The 20,421-nt window shown below is 55.5% G+C and carries 12 protein-coding genes; 8 read left to right on the top strand and 4 right to left on the bottom strand.

All coding sequences use genetic code 11. The features are described from left to right. Positions 1-63: 63 nt before the first annotated feature. Positions 64-2,202 carry a hypothetical protein gene (locus QEH54_RS15770; protein ID WP_309019669.1) on the top strand — a complete coding sequence of 713 codons (2,139 nt, stop codon included), beginning with the start codon at positions 64-66 and terminating at the stop codon, positions 2,200-2,202. 87 nt (positions 2,203-2,289) lie between these two features. Here QEH54_RS15770 and QEH54_RS15765 read toward each other — a convergent pair whose 3' ends face one another. Together QEH54_RS15765 and QEH54_RS15760 are read right to left on the bottom strand one after the other, a co-directional pair. Continuing rightward, positions 2,290-4,485 (bottom strand): molybdopterin cofactor-binding domain-containing protein, encoded by a 2,196-nt coding sequence (locus tag QEH54_RS15765; protein WP_309019668.1) that lies wholly within the window; start codon positions 4,483-4,485, stop codon positions 2,290-2,292. After that, complete coding sequence (locus QEH54_RS15760; RefSeq protein ID WP_309019667.1) at positions 4,482-4,964, bottom strand: 2Fe-2S iron-sulfur cluster-binding protein; 483 nt, start codon at positions 4,962-4,964, stop codon at positions 4,482-4,484. The genes QEH54_RS15765 and QEH54_RS15760 overlap by 4 nt, the downstream gene beginning before the upstream one ends. Before the next feature lie 157 nt (positions 4,965-5,121). On the opposite strand from QEH54_RS15760, the gene QEH54_RS15755 reads away from it, so the two are divergent. From QEH54_RS15755 to QEH54_RS15735, 5 genes are all read left to right on the top strand, one after another. Beyond that, positions 5,122-6,801 (top strand): histidine kinase, encoded by a 1,680-nt coding sequence (locus QEH54_RS15755; protein ID WP_309019666.1) that lies wholly within the window; start codon positions 5,122-5,124, stop codon positions 6,799-6,801. Continuing rightward, a complete protein-coding gene (locus QEH54_RS15750) occupies positions 6,798-7,511 on the top strand; it encodes a LytTR family DNA-binding domain-containing protein (protein WP_309019665.1) in 714 nt (237 codons plus the stop codon). The genes QEH54_RS15755 and QEH54_RS15750 overlap by 4 nt, the downstream gene beginning before the upstream one ends. 69 nt (positions 7,512-7,580) lie before the next feature. Then, entirely contained in the window at positions 7,581-10,241 is a 2,661-nt protein-coding gene (locus tag QEH54_RS15745) for a hypothetical protein (protein WP_309019664.1), read from the top strand. 558 nt (positions 10,242-10,799) lie between these two features. Continuing rightward, on the top strand, positions 10,800-13,271 hold the full coding sequence (locus tag QEH54_RS15740) for a hypothetical protein (protein WP_309019663.1): 2,472 nt from the start codon (positions 10,800-10,802) through the stop codon (positions 13,269-13,271). A gap of 198 nt (positions 13,272-13,469) precedes the next feature. Then, positions 13,470-14,228: a DUF5995 family protein gene (locus QEH54_RS15735; RefSeq protein WP_309019662.1), complete on the top strand. Its 759-nt coding sequence runs from the start codon at positions 13,470-13,472 to the stop codon at positions 14,226-14,228. 34 nt (positions 14,229-14,262) lie between these two features. On the opposite strand, the gene QEH54_RS15730 is transcribed toward QEH54_RS15735, so the two are convergent. After that, positions 14,263-15,246, bottom strand: a complete 984-nt coding sequence (locus QEH54_RS15730) for a pectinesterase family protein (protein WP_345785666.1) — start codon at positions 15,244-15,246, stop codon at positions 14,263-14,265. An 18-nt stretch (positions 15,247-15,264) separates the two neighbouring features. Then, positions 15,265-16,230, bottom strand: a complete 966-nt coding sequence (locus tag QEH54_RS15725) for a family 43 glycosylhydrolase (RefSeq protein ID WP_309019661.1) — start codon at positions 16,228-16,230, stop codon at positions 15,265-15,267. Positions 16,231-16,416: 186 nt separating this feature from the next. Here QEH54_RS15725 and QEH54_RS15720 point away from each other — a divergent pair, with 186 nt between their 5' ends. Together QEH54_RS15720 and QEH54_RS15715 are read left to right on the top strand one after the other, a co-directional pair. Then, on the top strand, positions 16,417-19,275 hold the full coding sequence (locus QEH54_RS15720) for an insulinase family protein (RefSeq protein WP_309019660.1): 2,859 nt from the start codon (positions 16,417-16,419) through the stop codon (positions 19,273-19,275). A gap of 76 nt (positions 19,276-19,351) precedes the next feature. Continuing rightward, on the top strand, positions 19,352-20,137 hold the full coding sequence (locus QEH54_RS15715) for an AAA family ATPase (protein WP_309019659.1): 786 nt from the start codon (positions 19,352-19,354) through the stop codon (positions 20,135-20,137). Positions 20,138-20,421 lie beyond the last annotated feature (284 nt).

Here is a 20,421-nt window from a genome sequence, read left to right as displayed (position 1 = left end):
ACGCGCACCAGATTCCCCAGCCTTTCCCCTTCTGTGATGCTCGGCGGCGCCTAGTATAGCCGCATGCGTAACCTACCCCTTCTGTTCGCGAGCGCCCTTCTATTCGGTCAAGCGTGCCTCGCTGAGGCCATCTACGTGCTCTACGACCAAGATAGCCCTCAAGCGAGCTATGCTGCTCGCAAGTTGAAACAGGCCTTGGACGCGACAGGGCACGATGTACTGGAGCAGCGCAGCGGCTACGATCGCTTGATGAATCTTGGCCTGAACTCCGGACGCCTTTCTCCAGAGGGCTTTCAAATCATTCCCGAAGATCAAGTCGTTTCCGTGCTGGGAGGAGACGAGCGGGGATTGATCTACGGAACCTTCGCTTTGATCGAACGCCTCGAAAACGGCGTGGCGCTCGCGGACGTGCCGAGTTTTGAAGAAACGCCGCATTTCGAATTTCGCGGCATCAAATACAATCTCCCTTGGGAGACCTATCGACCAAGCAGCGCTCTCGACCAGCACTACGAAACCGCACGCGACCCGAAGTACTGGGAGGCCTTCCTGGATATGATGGTGGAGAACCGTTTCAACGTGATCAGCCTCTGGAACATGAATCCCTTCACCTACATGGTGAAACCGGAAAACTTTCCCGAAGCCTCGCCGTGGAACGATGAGCAACAAGCGGAATGGGAAAGCCTTTATCGCGAGATCTTCAGAATGGCTAAGGAACGGGCGTTGGATACCTACATCGTGCAATGGAGCATCTTCACCAGCGAGGAGTTTTCGAAGGCCCACGGCATCGCCGAGCGAAATTTCTACCCGCACTACTACGTCCCCGGCGACACTTCCGAACTGCTGAGACGCTACCTACGCGAAAGCGTTACCCAGATTCTGAATACCTATCCGAATCTCGATGGCATCGGCATCTCTCACGGCGAAGGCATGGCGGGCATGACCCCGCTCGAACGCCAGAAGTGGATGGACGACGTGATGATCGCAGGCATGCTCGAAGCGGATCGTAAGGTAAAACTGATACACCGCGTGCCGTTCTCATCTGGCACTTCCTCCGATCCCGGAGTGAGCAAAAACGTCGAACAGGTCACCCGCGACGCCATGGAGCGCTTGGAAGACCGCTTCGATGGTCCCATCTGGGTGGAGATGAAATTCAACTGGTCGCACGCTCACTCCACTCCCAAACTTGTGAAAGTCCACGGAGGAAAGCTCGGCGACACCTATTTCGATCCGCTGCCCGAAAACTACAAAATCGTGTGGCAAGCGAGAAACGAGGACTTCTTCTGCCTTCGCTGGGGCGTACCCAGTTTTATACGACAGCACATCGCCCTAAACGGCGAGGCCGATTATGTTGGCGGCTATTTTATCGGATCGGAAACGTACATTCCCGCTCTGGACTATTTTACGGCTTCGAATAGGTCCGTCGATTGGAAGTATGCCTTTCAGCGTCAGTGGCTGTTCTACAAGCTATGGGGGCGTCTCCTCTATGATCCGGAAACGCCGGATTCCGTCTTTCAAGCCGAGTTCAATCGACGATTCGGGAGCGATGGCGACAATCTGCTCAACGCCTACTCGCTTGCTTCCTCCACGCAGCTTAGGCTTGCCTCCCTTTACGACTCCCGCTGGGACTTCACCCTCTACAGCGAGGGCTTTCTCGCGCTGCAAGGCGAGGAGACCAAGTACATCGGCATCGACCAGCTCATTTCGCACCCGACCATGGATCCCAGCTACGTATCCGTTTCCGAATACGTGGAAACCCTTCGCACTGGCGGCTCATTCGGCGCCGGGCAGATTACTCCCTTGCAACTTGCCGACACTCTAGAACGAGACAACCGCGAGGCTCTGAGGCTAGTTTCTTCTATCGATACTTCGAGTTCAGACAGCCTGCTGTATGAAGTTTCCGATGTGAAAGCCTGGGCTCAACTTGGCCTTCACCTTGCGGAAAAGCTCCGCGGCGCGGTGGCTCTGCACTCGTATCGTCTTTCTGGCGACAGCGACCAGAAGAGAGATGCGATCGCGCATCTCGAAAGAGCTTTGCAGCACTGGGATCAAGTGATCGCTATCACTCGCCCACTGTACCGAGACATGCCACTCACCCACTACAACCACAACTCGTTCGACGCGAACCCTGACAACCTCTTTCACTGGGCTTTGATTCGCGATGAAGTTGCCCGCGATTTGGAAATCGCAAAGACCGAAGAGTAGCAGTTTTGCAGTGCAGAGCGTGCCCGGAGGTCTCGCTCCACCAACGAAAAGCTGCGGAGCGGTTAATCGAAGATTAGCGCCTTGCGCCTAGACGTTCCCGAACAACGTGTTCGTATCGAAGGGCAGCGAGCGCAGGCGTTTGCAGCTGATGGCGTAGATCGCGTTCGCTACAGCGGGCGCCGTCGCTGGCACGCCGAGCTCCCCCATGCCTCCCAACGGTCCCTCATCTTCTAGAAAGTGGACTTGCAACTCAGGAGTCTCCGAGAATCGAAGAACTGGATACGCGTCGTAGTTGTCCTCCTTCACTTTTCCATGCTCGAAGCTGAGTCGGCCGTGCTTGCAGGCGCTCAACGCCCAGAGGATGCCTCCTTCGATTTGGTTTTCCGCAAGCTGCGGGTTGAGGACCTTGCCGGGCGCGACGATGGCAACGATTCTTTCCACTGTGAAATCGCGCTCGCCTAGGTCGACTTCCGCGATCTGGCAGACGATGGTTGAGCCGAACTTCGACATCGCGATACCTCGCCCTTTTCCAAGACCGAGCGGCGCATCCCAATCGTAGAAGTCGGGAACCGATTCCAGAACCAATTTCGCTCTCTGCCCCATCTGGCGCCAATAGTCGTCACCTTCAAATCGCTCGACTGCCCTTCGAACATGCTTCAAGCGAAAGCGATATGGATCTTCGCCTGCGACGTATGAAAGTTCGTCGATGAAACTCTCCTCAGGGAAAGCCTGCATGTGCTCCACCACGCTACGCCAAGCCCCCGTTCTGATCGGCTGCTTTATCAGATTCGATTCGACCTTCACATTGTCTATCCCGTAAGGCAGGTACGCCCAGTGAAGTAGCCACCAATAGGAGGGAGTTCCCAAGATTCCGTATTCGCTCCAGATTCCGGATACAAAGCCCTCACTATCGAGACAGCCTTTCCACTTTGATATCTTCTGAGGGTGATAGTAGTCGCACCGCATGTCGTCCTCTCTCGTCCACGTCACCTTCACAGGTTTCCCAACCATTTTGGACAGTAGTGCGGATTCACCTACATAATCAGCCCAAGCCAGCCTTCCGAACGAACCTCCCGCCAAGGCGCTGTGAAGCGTGACTGCATCTTCTTCGATAGCGAGCAATCGCGCAACATACTGCACTGATCCGCGCATGTCTTGGCAGGATGACCATATCTCGAGGTTTCCATTCTTGAAGCTGGCAGTGGAGGTGAGGGGTTCCATTTGCCCGTGGGCTTGCAACAGGTTTTCATAGCTGGACTCGACGGTTTCCACCGCTGTTGAGAAAGCCGTTTCGATATCGCCGAAGTCATTTTTAACCTCGCTCTTGATGAAGTCTCGCCGCTCGTTTGCGCTTCGCACGCTATCGTAGCTGGCATTTGCATTCTCCCCCATGTCCCACTCGACTTTCAATACTCGTGCCCCCTGCATGGCCGACCAGGTCGACTCGGCTAAAACCGCCACTCCGCCGGCCAGTCCGAAAACGAATCCTTCACTTTCCTCGTCTCCAGAAATCTCGACCACGTCGACGACTCCGGGAACGTTCAACGTCTCCCTGGCGTCAAAGGAGACCAGCTTGCTGCCGAGCAAAGGTCGACGATTGACCACGGCGTGGAGCATACCTGGAAGCCTGACATTGCTGGCGTAGTTCGCCGAACCGGTGACAAAAGCCCGATTGTGGCGACTCGAAACGGACTTCCCAATCAGTTCATAGCGTTCTCTTGGCTTCAACTCTGGGGACTCGCTCGGAGCGAAGGTTTTCGCTTTGTGACTAAGCTCGTGGTAGGAAAGTGACTCCCCGGAGGATTGGTTAAGCACGTATCCATTTTTCGCGGTACACGATTGCGGATCGACCTTCCACTTTCGAGCGGCAGCCCTTACGAAACAATCTCTCACTTGCGCACCCGCAAGTCGCATCGGTTCCCAAAGGGTGTGAATCGTCGAACTTCCGCCCGTCACTACACCAAACGGAGATTCGTAGTAGGCTCGCGACCCACGATCCCAGTTGGCCTGACTCGCTGACACCTTGCTCCAGTCCAGGCAGGCTTCCTCCGCAAAGAGCATCGCAAGTCCTGTGTGCACGCCCTGCCCCATTTCCTGCTTGCTCAGCTTCAACGAGACGCTGCCATCCGCTAGAAACTCCGCCCAAAACCAAGGCGAGTTCGAGTTGATAATCGTCGCTTCATTGGCAAACGAAACGGGCGTCCAATAGGCTTTGACAAGCAAACCGCCACCGGCCGCCGCGCCTAGTTTCAAGAAGTGTCTGCGACTGACTGTCTGCTTCATGAGCTCGCTCCTTCCATCTTCAACCGCACGGCACGGTGTATGGCTTTGCGGATACGCTTGTAGGTAGCGCATCGGCACAGATTGCCGTCCATCGCCACATCGATCGCCTCATCGCTAGGGGAGCTATCGCTGTCGAGTAAAGCTACGGCCGACATGATCTGGCCTGCTTGACAATAGCCGCATTGGGCGACGTCCTCGATTTCCCAAGCCTGCTGAACGGGGTGTAGCATTTCCTCGGAGCCGACGCCCTCGATCGTTCGAATTTCCGCATTCTGCAAGCCGCCAGTCGGCATCTGGCAGGATCGAACAGCGACTCCATTCAAGTGAACCGTGCAACACCCGCACAGGCCCTTGCCACATCCGTATTTAGTCCCCGTCATCCCCAAGTCATCCCTCAAGGACCAAAGCAACGGTTGCTGGGGATCGACCAGCAGCTCCCGACGCTGCCCGTTTATCGTCATTTGTATCGTCTGCTTCATGTCTTCTAGCGTTTCGCGAAAGTTCAGCTTCAGGACAGTCGTCGGGCTAACTGCGAGCGAGGTCATTGCAACGAACGGTCGCAATGGGTAACCAATGGTCAGACAACGCCTCTTTTCGCTCGCCTTGCCTCCCTCCCAACTGGCAAATAAGTCATCGATGTCGCGTTGCCTAATCCTCCTGATTCTTATCGTCCTGCCTGCTCTTGAGGCGCAAGACAGTCGAGCGGAAAACGGCTTCGTCGGATCGCCATACATATTCGAGTCGTTCAGATTGACCGATCTGACGCAGCCCGCAGCAGCAGCCGCGAAGCCTGTAGAGATTACCGTTGATAACCCGTACTACATCGCCCTGCCGCTGCAAAGAAACCTTCCGACTCGCTTCCAGATCGAACTGACGTTGGTTGCGCTGACTGATCAGCAGATTGACGATTCACCGGTACTTTCTTTGTATTTGCCCGCCACCTACGAGTTGAGTTGGGAAACAGATTTTCTCGGTCGCAATGGCCGACTCGATGAGGCGATGGATGAGCTTTCCGTTGGAAACAGCTATCGGAGCTTTCCGCTCCCCACCCCTCTGAAAGCGGGAGCAAAGTACACCTTGACCATTCGTGGCGTGCATTCCTTCGACGAAACGAATGGGCATGCCATGATGCTTATTCTCCAAACCATCAGCGAGCGTTTGGCGACTGCTGGAAAATCGACGCTTATCTACTGCCTCTATCTCGCGTTCGCTCTATTCGGCGTTTACCTCGTAGCTTATTCCGCCTTCGAGAAGGAACGCCGACAATACCTTTTGCTCGGGCTAAGCTGCATCGTGTTCGGGCTCTACGCGGTCAACAAGTTGCTCTATTATCAGCTGAACGTGCCGTATCCCTATCTGGACTGGATTGGCATTGGCGTTCTATTCGTCCACACGTGCTTGTCCATTCTCGCTCCAGCTTCGCTAATTTCGCTGCTCCGCTTTCAGAAACCTTGGCTTTTCGCTCTCTGCCTCGTGCCATATGCCTTGAGCAAGGTTATAAGCGACCTCGAAATCATCCCATCAACCGCATACGTCTGCGTAGCCATTTCGCTCTACGCCGTCGCATCGAAGCGACCACATTCACTGAAAGCGCTAGCGATTTCTTCGCTCCTCCTCGCGAACTACCAGCTTCCATTTCTCGTACAAAATCAAGCGATCGGACTGGGGATACTGGCTGCGATCCTATTTGTATCGATTATTAAGTTACAACGCATGGAGTCGCGCAAACGATCCCAAGCTCAACTACAAAACGCCCGACTCGAACTCGAACTACTAAAAAGCAAGATCGAACCGCATTTCGTGCTCAATTCGCTCACCTCCGCTATCGAATGGATCGAGACCAATCCCAAGCAAGGAGTGAAACTGATTCAAGCCTTGGCAAAGGAATTCGAGCTGCTGTCAGACATTTCGGATAAACCGCTTATTCCGATCGCCATCGAAATCGAGTCCTGCCGGAGCTATTTGAAGATCATGGAGTATCGGAAAAAGGCATCCTATCAAATCGATTGCGAAGGTATCGACCCGGAGGATACGATTCCCCCTGCTGTATTGAGAAACCTGGTCGAAAACGCCATCACCCACAACAGCTACGGACAGCAAGGCATTCGCTTCACTGTGCAGCAAAGCAAACGAGCTGGCGAGCGGAGACTCGTGTTCTCCGCCCCGCTTGGCAAAACCGACTCGAATGCGACAAGCCAGAGAGATGGCACCGGGATTCGATACATCAAAGCAAGACTCGCGGAATCCTACCCGTCATGGCACTTCGAGCACGGTCCCGAAGGCGAGTTCTGGAAAACGACGATCACCATCCCATGAAACTGCTAATAGTCGAAGATGAAGCCAGCATCATGGACCGTCTCGTCCGCCTCGCCCGTTCTATTCTAAAAGAGCGTATCGAAACGCTTCATACGGCTATCAATCTCAGCGAAGCGCTCGCGCTGATCGAGACTCACCAGGATATCGACCTCCTTTTGCTCGATCTCAACCTGGAGGGGCGAGACGGATTTGATATCCTAAAGGATCTTGCCTCTCGCTCCTTCCAAACCATCGTTGTATCCGCCTACACCAGACGGGCCATCGAAGCTTACGAACTTGGCGTATTGGACTTCGTGCCGAAACCCTTCGATGAGGAGCGACTCGGACTAGCGTTCAGTCGCGTGACCGAAAGCGTTCCTCTCGACGCCCATTTCGCGAAGTATTTAGCGGTTCGCTCCGCGGGTCGCATCGAGCTGATTTCACTTGAGGAAATCGAATACGTGCAGGCGGATGGCCCTTGCTCCCTCATCCAGAAAACAGATGGCGCACCGCGCTGCCACGACAAGATGCTGAAAACGCTCCAGCAAATCCTTCCACCGCACTTCGAAAGGGTCCACAAGTCCTTCCTGGCAAACATGCAAGCCATAGATGGCATGATAGCAGGACCGGACCATCAGAACGTGCTCACTTTCCCCAGTGGACGTACCATTCCCTTGAGTCGCTCGTTCGCCAAGGCGTTCCGTGCTCGACTAGAAACGCGCGATCCATAGCAAAGGATTCAGCAACACTGTACCGCATCTTAGCTACAGAACGTCCTCGCCTGCCAACGACTTTTCGCAATGCCCGATAAAAAACTCTCCACCGAAGAGCAGCGCCTCGAAGATGAACTTTCCCGCAAGGGAAACTGGAAGCGTTGGGGCACCTATCTGTCCGAAAGGCAATGGGGCACCGTGCGAGAGGACTATTCGGAAGACGGAAACGCCTGGGCCTATTTTCCGTTCGAGCAGGCCTCACTGCGCTCCTACCGCTGGGGCGCTGATGGCCTCCTTGGTTTCACCGATCGCCAAGCGCGACTCTGCCTCTGTCCCGTAGTGTGGAATGAGAAGGATCCAATCCTGAAGGAAAGGCTCTTCGGACTCAGCAGCACCGAAGGGAACCATGGGGAGGATTGCAAGGAGCTCTACTACTACCTCGACGCCACTCCGACCCACAGCTACGCCAAAGCCGTCTACAAGTATCCACAAGCGAAGTTCCCCTACGAACTGCTGCGATCGGAAAACGCCAATCGCGACCGCACCCAGCCGGAGTACGAAATTTTGGATACAGGTATCTTCGATGAAAACCGCTACTTCGACCTGGAAGTCGAATACGCCAAAGAAGGGCCAAACGACATTCTGATCCGCCTCACCGCTACGAATCGCGGTCCAGACCCGGCTCCTCTGCACATCCTTCCGAAAATCTGGTACCGCAATACCTGGATCTGGGGATGCGAACACGAAGGCTGCACACCGAAGCCTCGCATTTCCTCGATGGACCAGGGGCGACTTCGCCTCGAACACCAAAGCCTGGGGAACTTTGTTCTTGCCTTCGATTGCGACGAGTCGGGCCAGTATCCGGAATTTGCCTTCACCGAAAACGAAACCGACACCCAAACGCTGTATCAGAAGGATTCCTACACCAAGTACACCGGGAACGCTTTCAACAAATGGATAATTGATGGCGACCAGAACTCGGTTAACCGCGAAGGTGGCACCATGGCACTGCTTCGCTACGCAGCAACCATAGAAGCCGGAGGCTCGCATCAAGTTAAGCTCAGGCTATATGCCGAATCGGAAGCGTCTGCAAATGGTCCCTTCGACGACTTCGATAAGATTTTTCTCAATCGTATTCACGAAGCGGATGCATTTTGGGAGAAGCATGTCGCCAGCAGCCTCAGCCCGGAGGAACAGCGACTCCAACGTCAAGCCTACGCTGGCTTGCTCTGGACCAAGCAGTTCTATCACTATTCAGTGTCGGATTGGCTGGCGGGCGATTCATCGGTGGCTAAGCCGCCGGCCTCGCGTCTCAAAGGGCGAAATCACGCCTGGACGCACCTCTTCAACCGGGACGTCATTTCCATGCCCGACAAGTGGGAGTACCCATGGTACGCCTCCTGGGACCTGGCGTTTCATATGATCCCCTTCGCTCGCATGGATCCTACCTTCGCCAAGCGCCAGCTCCTGCTGTTTCTCCGCGAATGGTATATGCACCCAAACGGCCAAATCCCGGCCTACGAATGGGCGCTAGACGACGTGAATCCTCCCACCCATGCCTGGGCGTGCTGGCAGGTCTATCGTCGAGAGGCGAAGCTAGGCGCTGCGGACACGGATTTCCTGAAACGCGTATTCACCAAGCTGTTACTCAACTTCACATGGTGGGTGAACCGCAAGGACCCCTCGGGCAACAACATTTTCGGAGGCGGCTTTCTTGGTCTGGACAACATCGGCATCTTCGATCGATCCAAGCCGCTACCAGGTGGGGCCCAACTGCATCAGGCGGATGGAACCGCCTGGATGGCGTTCTACAGCGTAACCATGCTGGCCATCGCTCTGGAATTAGCGAAAACGGATCCGACCTACGAGGACATCGCTTCAAAGTTCTTCGAGCACTTCATGAGCATTGCCGACGCCATCAACCACTTCGGCGAAAAGGGGCTTTGGGATTCCGAAACCGGTTTCTACTACGATGAAATCGTTTTCGCCGACGGTCACGTCGAGCGCATCAAAGTCCGCTCCCTCGTAGGCCTCCTCCCTCTCATCGCCGTGCATAGCATCCAGCGCCAGCAGCTCGAATCCATGCCGGAGTTCCATGCCCGTCTTCGCTGGTACCTTGAGCACCGCAAGGACATCACCCAAACCATCTCTAGTATGGATTGCGAGGAGACCGGCGGCAGCCTCCTGCTAGCCATCCCAAACGAGGAACGCCTTCGCTCCTTGCTGGGCTACCTCTTCGATGAATCCGAGTTCCTCTCGGACTACGGGATCCGCTCCCTCTCAAAGTATCATAAGGAACATCCATTTTCGCTCCGACTGGGAGAACAGCTGCACGAGGTTCGCTACTGTCCTGGAGATTCGGATACTTGGCTCTTTGGCGGAAACTCGAACTGGCGCGGCCCCATCTGGTTTCCTCTAAACTTCCTTATCATCCAAGCGCTCAAGCAATACCACGATCACTTTGGCGATCACTTCCTTATCGAGTACCCGACCGGTTCCGGCCAGCAGCGCACTTTGCAGGAATGCGCCCAAGACATCGAAAGACGCCTGACCAAGCTGTTCCTGAAGGACGAGAACGGGACTCGCCCGTACCAGCGCGATTTCCCAGCGCAAAGCTCGGATCCTCACTTCGAGGACCTGCACCTCTTCTACGAGTTCTTTCACGGCGACACCGGACAAGGCCACGGAGCGAGCCACCAGACCGGCTGGACCGCCCTGATCGCCACCATCCTGCACGATCTCGCTTAAGAGTTCGAACCAGTGCTAGACTGCTCGAAAAGCTTAGGCCTCCACGCCTGACGTTTTTTTCAAGCCAGCAAAATAGGCGGCGCGAGACTTCCAAGCTCGCGCTCTTCCGTGAACCCAAGCGCGAGACTGATCGTTTCGTCCGACATGCTAGCTACCACGCGCCGAGTCATCCCTCTTCGAGTTCGATCAAAGAGACGTCGACGAATTGCCTGACAGTCACAAAGGAATTGAGACTTGTGGTGCTGCTGGACGACCCGTAGGTACTGTGTCGTATTTTTATCTCTCATACCTCCTCCCGTTAGTATTTCTCCCATGTCTCCCTCAAATCCACGTTTCTTATGGATCTGGTTTGCCCTGACTTTCCTATTCGTAGGTATCTGCTCACCGCTCCATAGCTCCAACTCTCTTTTCACCTTCGGGAGAGGACTTCCCGGCTACGCAGGAATCTACGAAAAAGACTATCCGTCTACGGAGCGAAAACTTGCGTCTAACGCTACAAGCGTTTTCGCCGGTAGTCACTCGGTGTTTTACAATGACGATTCGGGCAGAACGTGGGCCATGGGGCAGAATCGTGATGGAGAGTTAGGAGTGGGTTCGCACTCCGTGTTTCTCGATCAGTTCGTTCAGCTAGGACACAGTTTTACCGACATCGTCGCCGATCCCGGCTGCACTTTTCTTTTGGGCGACGACGGCTCTCTCTTTTTCGCGGGCGACGTTGGGCAGGTATTTCTTGCTCCGTATTCAGGACGCTATAACTGCCCCATCAAAATTCTCGATGGCGTCGAGAAGGTCAGAACCTCTAGCGGCAACACTCTTTTTATCTTCAAGGATGGCAGAGTCGGAATCGTTGCGTACCCCACGGTGAATCGGTTCGGGTTCGAATACGAAAACGCTCCGAACTTCCGCTTCCCTTTCAAAGAGTTCAGTCCTACCATCATCGCTCACAATGCTAAGGACGCGGTCTTCTTCACGGGGAACAATATAGTGCTCCTAGGACTGGATGGGACCATGTCAGCCATCGGTCCGGACTATTCCAGTAGCGAGAACGGTCTAGCGGAACCTGTGCTGCTAGAGACCGAAGTCGTGCAGCTATCGAAGGCCGGCGGACTATCGATAGCGTACCTCAAATCGGACGGATCAGCCCACGTGCTAATCGCCCCCGAACAGGAGGCGATCACCCTCGCGGAGAGCGGTGCGGTCGAGGTGGAGGGATGGTCCTATGTGAGGGAGGACGGTATGATATGGGCCATAGATTTCGAGAAGACCGTAGAACAGGAAGGGTCCACCAACCCTGAGGCGTGGACCTCCTTAGCCGGCACGATTTCCGATCCCGTACGCGACCGAGATGTAAGCTTGAGCCTAAGCTGCTTCATCGACCAAGAAGGAAATCTCTTCGCCAAGGGTCAATCGGAGGTCACGCTTGGCCACGTGCCTCAGATCGACTACACCGCGGCGAATTTCCAAGACACAGACGTCATTTCCGTAGTACAGGGCTACCAAACCGTATTCTACCTAAAACAAGACAAGACCCTTTGGACGGTCGGCGAAAACCATCACTCCTGGGAAACAACCCGTGATCGCTCGTTTGCCTCGCCCGTCAAACTGCTGGAAAACATCGAGGCTTTCGATCGCGATGGCTCGTCATCATTCGCGGTCACCACCGATGGCAAACTCCTAGCTGCTGGAGTGGTGCGAAACTACTTAACTGTCGATGACGAAACAGAAAGCTCGCCCAATACCACCTTTGAGACGATAGATAGCGGGGTGGTAGCGATCTCCGCTAGTGTCGCAAGCGTCGCCTACATCAAGACCGACGGTTCGCTCTGGGTCGCTGGCGAGACTGACTGGGGAATGGCCTCGGACGGGGCGTCCTTCGATGGCGATCCCCTCAAAGTAAGAGAGGAGGTTAAGGCGGTCAGCACCTCCGAATACTCCATCGCATTGATCGATCAATCGAATACGCTACGGGTCTATAGCCTCTTTGACGGGCAATCAGACGCTTACGAGATCCACAAGAACGTCCAACTCGTTAAATACTCGGCTGAGACTAACGATTGTATTTTATTCACCACTACATCAAACGAGCTCTGGAGCTTCAAGTTCGATCCCTTTGAAAATCTAGACTTCTCGGAGAAGGCTTTTCTCGTAAACGATGTGGCCGACTTTGAGTCAATATATTGGGGCCGAGGAAATGGCGTTCTTTATTTTTCCCGGTCGGACGGCAGCCTATGGCGTCTTGGGGGATCGCGGCCTCCCTATTTCGGGGTGAGCGAAAACGACATTCCCGAAGATTCGTCTATTCCTGCTAGAGCCTTCCCCGGCGACTCGATTGTTGATTTCGACTGCTCTACCCAAAGCTTTGCAGCCGTCTTCGAATCCATAAGAGAACCAACCATCACGATGGAGCCAAGCAATCTGCAAGTTGAGCGGGGACAAAGCGTGACCGTGAGCCTAGAAGCGCAAGGCAGCTACCCGAACTTTACTTGGTACGAAGGCGAATCGGGCGACCGCTCCAATCCTTTGTTCGTATCAGGAGAGTCGAGTTACACCTTAGTCCCACGAGAATCGAGCGCCTACTGGGTAGAGGCGGTAAACTCAGCTGGCGCTTCAGCTAGCGGCTCCTTTCAGATCAACGTGCAAGGCGCCCTATCGGGCAAATACGGAGACTGGACCGAGTGGTGGGGACTTCCGCTTGAGGTTGCCGACGAATCCGCGGACCCCGACGGTGACTCGCTATCGAACAAACTAGAATACCTTCTCAGTCTCGACCCGACGAGTCACAGCAATCATAGCGACTTGCTGGCGTTTAATCCCCAAGCAAAACGCTACTATCTGCGAAAACGGCCATCTGATATTGGTCTGGATCAAATGGTATTCCACCTCTCCTCGGATCTCGCCAATTGGTCGTCGTTCGAAGGAACTCAAACGACGCTCAGTACATCGGATATCGGTGGATACTATCTCGATCTGCCCGTGTCGCTCGATTCACAAAGTCACTTCTTGAAAATGGAAGTCTCAGCGGAACCTTAGGCCGTGTCTGCCCACCAGAGCAGATCGGAGTTTCTAACGAGGACCATCTCTTCCAACTCCTGAGGCTTCCCGAAGCATCCCTAGCCGGTTAAGTCCGAAACGCCCGCTCAAATCTCGCTCCACGATCTCGGTGACGCCGATGCTGGACGCTCAACTTAGCGCTTGCCGAATCAGCGCTGGATTGAGACCGTTTCAGCGATGGCTGATACAATAGACGAAGTTATTTCGGAACTGGCGGCTATTGTGCAACTTGAAGAAAGGCGGTACTCGGCAGCAGGCTTTTTCCCTGCTCTCTATCGCAGGGTAACGATAGAGGTCAAAAAAGCGATTCAGGCATCCGCATTTCAAGACAACCAGCGCATGGAGCGACTCGATGTCGTATTCGCAAATCGGTACATCGATGCCTACAACCGTTTCCAAAACAATGAGCAACCTACTCAATCCTGGAAATTCGCGTTCGAGCAGACTGCCAATAGCAAGCTGACTACGCTTCAGCATTTGCTGCTCGGCATGAACGCTCACATTTCGCTCGATCTGGGTATCGCCGCGGCGGCCGTTTGCGACGCCGAAAATCCGCTGTCGCTCAAGGAGGATTTTTACACCATCAACCATATACTCGGCTCCCTGATCAACGACACGCAGCGACGCCTCACCCGCATCTTCGGACCGCTCGGAGTCATCGATCATCTTTTAGGGCCCATTGACGAATCCATCAGTCTCTTTAGCATCGGCTACGCCCGTGACAAAGCGTGGGCGCAAACCTTGGAGCTCCTGCTCGGGGGACAGGTTAGCTATGACGAGCAAATCATGACTCGCGACCGATCCGTCGCTGGGTTTGGAAAGGCGCTCGCAGAGCCCACTAAGCGTTGTATCCGTATCCTACTACTACTAGTGCGCGTCCTAGAACGCGGCAACGTGTCGGACCGCATCCGCATCCTGAACGAAATGTCGCGGTGATACGGATCCATTGCTCGAGAGCCATCTCGATCTGCTAGCGATCCACCGTATCCAAATCCCAGTCACCGAGGACTTGAGAGCGCTCGAACAACGGCAAGTCCTCTTCCGCAAGGGTTCGAGCCCAGTCGACGCGAGCTTCTGGCGAAGCAGCGCCAGGCCCGACACTTCCGTACTCGGCGTAAAATACGGTCTTTTCCGCCGCTTCCTTCCCCCAATTGTGCCAGCCTTCCGCTTTGATATGATCCCCCATGTAACAATCAATGAATACGGTTTTGGCGTAGGGTCGCCAAGGTCGGCCGAGATAAAACGTATCCTCAGCCGCATCTCCGACGATCCGGCAATTTTTGAATACAAACCCATAGGTTTGCCCCTTCTCGGTCGAGGCTGCAGTGACGTATCCGCTCGTTTTGCAGAAGATCTCACATTCTTCAAAAAAGGCGGTCGACCAACCAAAGATGAAATCCACCGTTCCCTCGATGTAGCAGTTCTTATAGTATTGTCTGCTGTCTCGACCGTGAGGGTAAAGCGTGTCCTGATTTCCAATAAAGCGACAGTTTTCGAAAAACGCTCGGTCGCCGTCCACCCGCACCGCTACCGCTTGCCCCACCGGGCCCGCTCGGTTTTCGAAAGTGAAGTTCCGGCAGGTAAAATCGTCGCCGAACAGAAAGAAGCCAGAGGACCCCGTGGTGCCAACCTGCTCGCCGAATCGGTTCAAAGATTTAGCATGCATCGACGTGGCGACGATCGTCGTTCTCGGATCCTCTCCGATCAAACTAACCTTGTTCTTGGTTGACGCGAGAGTGAGCCGTTCTTCGTAAACGCCTGGCTTGACCAAGATGACCGTGCGCTGTTTTCGAAAATCAGGCACAGCGTCGATCGCGTCCTGAATGGTCGTGAAATCCCCGCTCCCATCACCCGCTACGACGAAGTCGGCTTTGAGCGCAGCGCTCTGGCTTCCTTTCGAAACGACCAGAAGCGACAGAAAACAGAAACAGGCAGCCAATTCCTTTACCATCACGATGTAGCGAAGGCGGTTCTATTTTTTGCTGAGACCTTCTTCAGTTCGAGTGACTTTCTGAATCGTGCCGTCGTCATTGAAATGCAAATACTCGGCACAGACCCGTCGCTGCAAGTCCCCGCATTCCGAATCAGTCGGCAACCAGCGATGATAGAAGAGGATCCACTGACCCTCGAACTCGACAATCGAGTGGTGGTTGTTGGCATTGTTTTCCTGCTCCATGATCAGCCCTTGGTATTCCCAGGGACCCGTCGGAGAATCGCTCATGTAATATGTCAGCACTCGGTTGTTTTCCGGCATGGAAAAATAATACTTGTCGCCACGCTTGAAGACCCAGGGCCCTTCCATCTTCGGTTCGTAACCGCCCATGTCCATTTTGATGAAGTCGCCCTCCACGCTGAGGAGGTCGTCCGCCATTTTCGCGACCAACCAGTCCTGACCGCCGCCTCCGTGAAAATAGAGATACCCCTGGCCATCGTCATCGATAAACAAGCACGGATCATTGGCATAGGGCTCGGTCCACAAGGGGCCGCCGATGGCGTCCTCGAAAGGACCCGTGGGAGAATCGCTCACCGCGATGCCGATGCCCATCCATTTGGTGCTGTTCTCGGGATTAACGCGATCCTTGTGCCCAGTCCCTGCGGGGAAGCAAAAGTAGTACTTTCCGTCCTTGTACGCGCAGTCGGGAGCCCACGCGTAGTTGTCCGCCCATGACAGATCCTCCACGGAAAGAACAGCCCCGTGGTCGGTCCAGTTCACCAGATCATCCGATGAAAAGACATGCCAGTCCTTCATCCAGAAATCCTCTTGGCACTCTTCATCGTGGGACGTGTACAAATACAGCTTACCGTCCGCCCAGACGTGCCCGGAAGGGTCTGCGGTTAGAATGTCGCTGCCGAAATCGAGCGGATTCTCGGCAAGGCAATCGAGAGAAAGAACACAGACAGCGAGGGCTGCGAGAACGAGCGCGCATCGTTTCATCATAAGGGTATCAGGTCTGTTGCAGGAGTTTTGGCAAACGAGTATCCGCAAATCGATTACCCACATTTCGAAGAAGCTCAAGCTCCAGAGGAAATCCGGCGCCAAATTCTCGAGGTTAACTGTCAGATCCGATCGTACTTGCCTGTCAGGCCGCCTAGTGAACGCTGAACCGGCCCTCCCGTTACCCCAATGCTTAGATTCCAATTCTCGGTCTTTTTCCTGATTCTTTCGATCTGCCGGATCTCCAACGCTTCGCCCCCAGCCTTTCCGCACCAGCAAAGCGACATCCCTCCGAATTCGAATGTCAGATGGGGACGCTTGGAAAACGGCTTTCGCTACGCCATACTGCCGCAGTCCGGTCCCCCCCAGCAGGCGAGTTTGCTCCTCCTTGCGCAGGCGGGCTCGTACCACGAAACGCCAGAGCAGAGCGGCTACGCACACTTCGTGGAGCATATGGTATTCGAGGGCACTCGGGACTTTCCTGGCGACCAGGCGATACGGTCGCTGGAGGCGCTCGGTCTCTCTTTCGGAGCCCACGCCAACGCTACCACCAAGCAGTTCGAAACCAGCTACAACATCTTCAATCTGCCTCTGCAAGACGCGGCGGCCCTGCCCACTGCTCTGAGGATCCTTCGTGGTTTTTCGGATGGGGCACTCTTCGAAAAGAACGCGGTGAAAAAGGAGGCACGGGTCATCCTCAACGAACTGTTGCACAATTCGAACTCCATTGGCCGCTACGGCGCCGATCCGTCCAATCCCTTCGCTAAGGCCGAGGATTGGAACGCGCTGTTCGTGAACGAGCGCGACGGGCTCTTTGACGAGACGCGCGTCGAGTCGCGGACTCCCGGGGGAAACCACCGCATCGTCAAGCGGGCGTCCGCCAGGAAACTGCGCGCGTTCTACCAGGACTGGTATCGCCCCGAACGCATGATCCTCGCGTTGGTGGGCGACGTCGATCCGGAGCAAGCGGAGAAGGAGATCTTGGCCACGTTCGCATCGCTCGCATCGAAGGATCCAGGGCCGGAGGAGCCTCCTCCTCCCGTCCCTTGCCAATTGGACTACGAGGCGCCACGGCTCTTCGCCAGAAAGATCTCCGATCCGGGAATCAGCTACGTTTCGATCGCCAACACATATCCAAAATCTAACTACGACAATCTGTCGAACCGCAAAAGGGACCTGGCGCTTCGTCTGGCGCTGGACTATGTCGCGAGCGAGGTGGACGACGACCTTTCAAGCTTCGTCAACACGGAAAGCTCGATCGATCATCTCATAAAAGGCTGGGCCCTTCCCTTCGTGCGCATCTCCTGTCGAGAGGATCAGATTCCCGCCGTCGCCCTAAAGCTCGTCGAGGAGATGAATGGCGCCTTGTTGAAGACCTTCGATTCCGGGCGCTTCGAATTTTGCCGGACCAGGATTGAGCGTCGCCTGGAGCAGAAGCTGAACCGGGCCCGAGCTGCCACCCCTGCTCAGCTGGCATCGGCGTTGGCCTACTCGATCGCGCGCGGCAACGTCTTCGCCGATCAAGAGCAGATGATCGAGCTCGAGCGTCAGTGGCTGCAAGAGCTCACCTTGGAAGAGAGTCAGCGGGCCTTGCAGGATCTCTGGCAACCCGAATCCGCCACCGTGCTCGTAAACAGCAACCAATCCCCGAGCATGCTTTACGACAGCGATCTGGCCGATCTGATGCAGCAGGTGCAAGCGCGCAAGCTCCAGTCGGACGAGCACGACCCGTCGTCCTACGTTTCCCAATACAGTCCCATCATCGCTCCGCACGACCTTCAGCTCGACGCCCCGGGTAGCGTTAGCAGCGAACGCTTCAACGAAACCTTGGGAGCTAACCTCGTGGACTTTGAAAACGGAGTGAGGCTTATCGTAAAGCAGCTCGAACAAGCGGCTGATCGCGTTGAGGCAAGGGTGCAGTTCGGCTATGGCGCTCTAGCCACCAGCGATAGGCCTCCCGGCATGAGCGAGAGCATCGTCTTCTGGGCAGGCGCCCACACCGGCCGTCCCGAATCCCTGCAAGGGAAAACGTTCAACCTATCGCTCACCTTGGAATCGAAATTGGACTGCTTTGAAGTCCGTTTCTCCTGTCCTTCGGCTAATCTTCCGGAGTCTCTGGATTTCGTTTCACTGATGTTGCGGTCGCCCCAGTTCGGCAATCAGGAAAAAGGCCGGGCGTTGCTGGAGTCTACCTTGCACGAATCGAGTCGCGACCTCGAGCAATCCCTGCTCAAGGCGTTTTTCCGCCAGGCCACATCCGGGCATTTCCTCTTCAGACCCGTCGATTCCGACTACCTCCGCTCAGTCTCCGCACAGGAAATGGTCGATTGGCTGTCTCCCATGGTCCGACAAGCTCCCATGGAAATCGCTCTAGTGGGCAACATCGCGCCGGATATGGCTAAAGACCTCGTTGCCCGCACGTTTGGGGCCTTGCCCGAGCGAAACGTAAACGACAGCCATGAGCAACTGCGACGAGTGAAGCAGCCCGAGCTCCCGATCAAAGCCATTCTGGAGCTGAGCGCCCGCAGCAGGACCGATGGCACCGTCTTTGGCTGGCTCGTCCCTCAAGAGGTCGGGTGGCGAGACGACCTCTGTCGAGATCTGATCCTTCGAATCCTCCGACTGCGCGCCACCGAGTTGATCCGTTCGCAGAGGGGCCAAAGCTATTCTCCCACCGCCTATATCGTCGAAGCTGACCCAATCGGGAAAGCCGGCCTGCTCTTCCTGGTGAAACATGCACCGAAACGACGCGCAAAAATCTCCAAGGCGCTGCGATCCATCACCAACTCCCTCCAGGACGACGGCTTTCGCCCCGGCGAAATCGAACAGGCCAAGGAGCAACTCATGCATTCCATGTATTCGTATCTGGATACGAGCAAATACTGGTTAGATCTCCTCACGGCCACCAGAGACCGGCTGTCCGCTGCGGAGGACCGCAGTCTCGCTCTGGAAGCCCTCGAATCCATAAGCGCCGACGAGGTCTATCGATACCTGCAAAAACACCTCGCAATGGGACGGCGCATCGAAGTCGCTTCCCGCCACCGTTGAGGCGGCGAAGCCAGAGAAACGGCGAACGCCTTTGGGTTTGAAACCTCGTCAGGTCTGCTGCTTAACCTTTAGCCAGATGCCATTCCTGACGCGAATCGACTGCCCCGCGGATGAAAACCCGAGCGAGTTTCCCCTCAATCTTCCGTTTGTCCCATCGCTCTCAGCCCGCGACATCCCCTGCAACGTGCTCTTTTTCGTGGGCGAGAACGGCAGTGGAAAGTCCACCTTGCTCGAGGCGATCGGCATCGCCGCCAAGCGCGTCAACATCGGAAAATCGGATCTTTCGGCGGATGGGACGCTCGACGCGATTCGCCCCCTTTCGGATCGACTCACCCTGAGTTGGAGGCGCCGCTCCGCCAACGGCTTTTTCCTCCGAGCAGAGGACTTCTTCAACTTCATCCGACGCAATCAGGATCTAGAAAAAACCTTCGACGGACTGATCGAACGCTTCAAGGACGACGACCGAGTTCGCGGCTACATGGAGAGCAACCGACAGGCCATCAATGGCCGCTACGGAAGAGATCTCAACGACTATTCGCACGGAGAGGGGTTCTTCGAGTTCGTGCGCTCGCGGGTCAATGCCAACGGACTTTACCTCTTCGACGAACCCGAGGCAGCTCTCTCTCCGCAGCGTCAGCTCGCATTCGCCCTCTTCGTGCGGGAAAAAGCGTTAGCTGGCTGCCAGTTCATCATCGCCACCCATTCGCCTATTATCCTCAGCTGCCCCGACGCCGAGATCTGGGAGTTTAGCGAAGAGGGGCTTGCCGAAAGATCGTATTCAGAACTTGAGCACGTACGATTCAGCAAAAGCTTTCTAGCTGATCCGCAGCGCTATTGGAGACAGCTCGAATCGTCGGACTAACGAAAGTCCCCCCGCAAGCAGCGGGGCTTTCAAATCCTCACTCAAAACAAGCCGACCTCCCTCTGTAGGGCGGGGCGTCGACCCGCCGCCCTGGCATGTCGCCTCAACGCGGCGACCTACAGCGACCGCGCGCGGAGGGGTATTGGACCAAAAACGAATAACGACTAACGAAAGTCCTCCGCAAGCAGTGGGGCTTTCAAATCCTCATTCAAAACAAGCCACCCTGCCTCTGTAGGGCGGGGCGTCGACCCGCCGCCCTGGCATGTCGCCTCAACGCGGCGACC

Origin of the sequence: Pelagicoccus sp. SDUM812003 (genome assembly GCF_031127815.1) — a bacterium.
Classification (GTDB): domain Bacteria; phylum Verrucomicrobiota; class Verrucomicrobiia; order Opitutales; family Opitutaceae; genus Pelagicoccus.
Note: the sequence above shows the minus strand (reverse complement) of the source record. Positions and strands in the feature narration are given on the sequence as shown.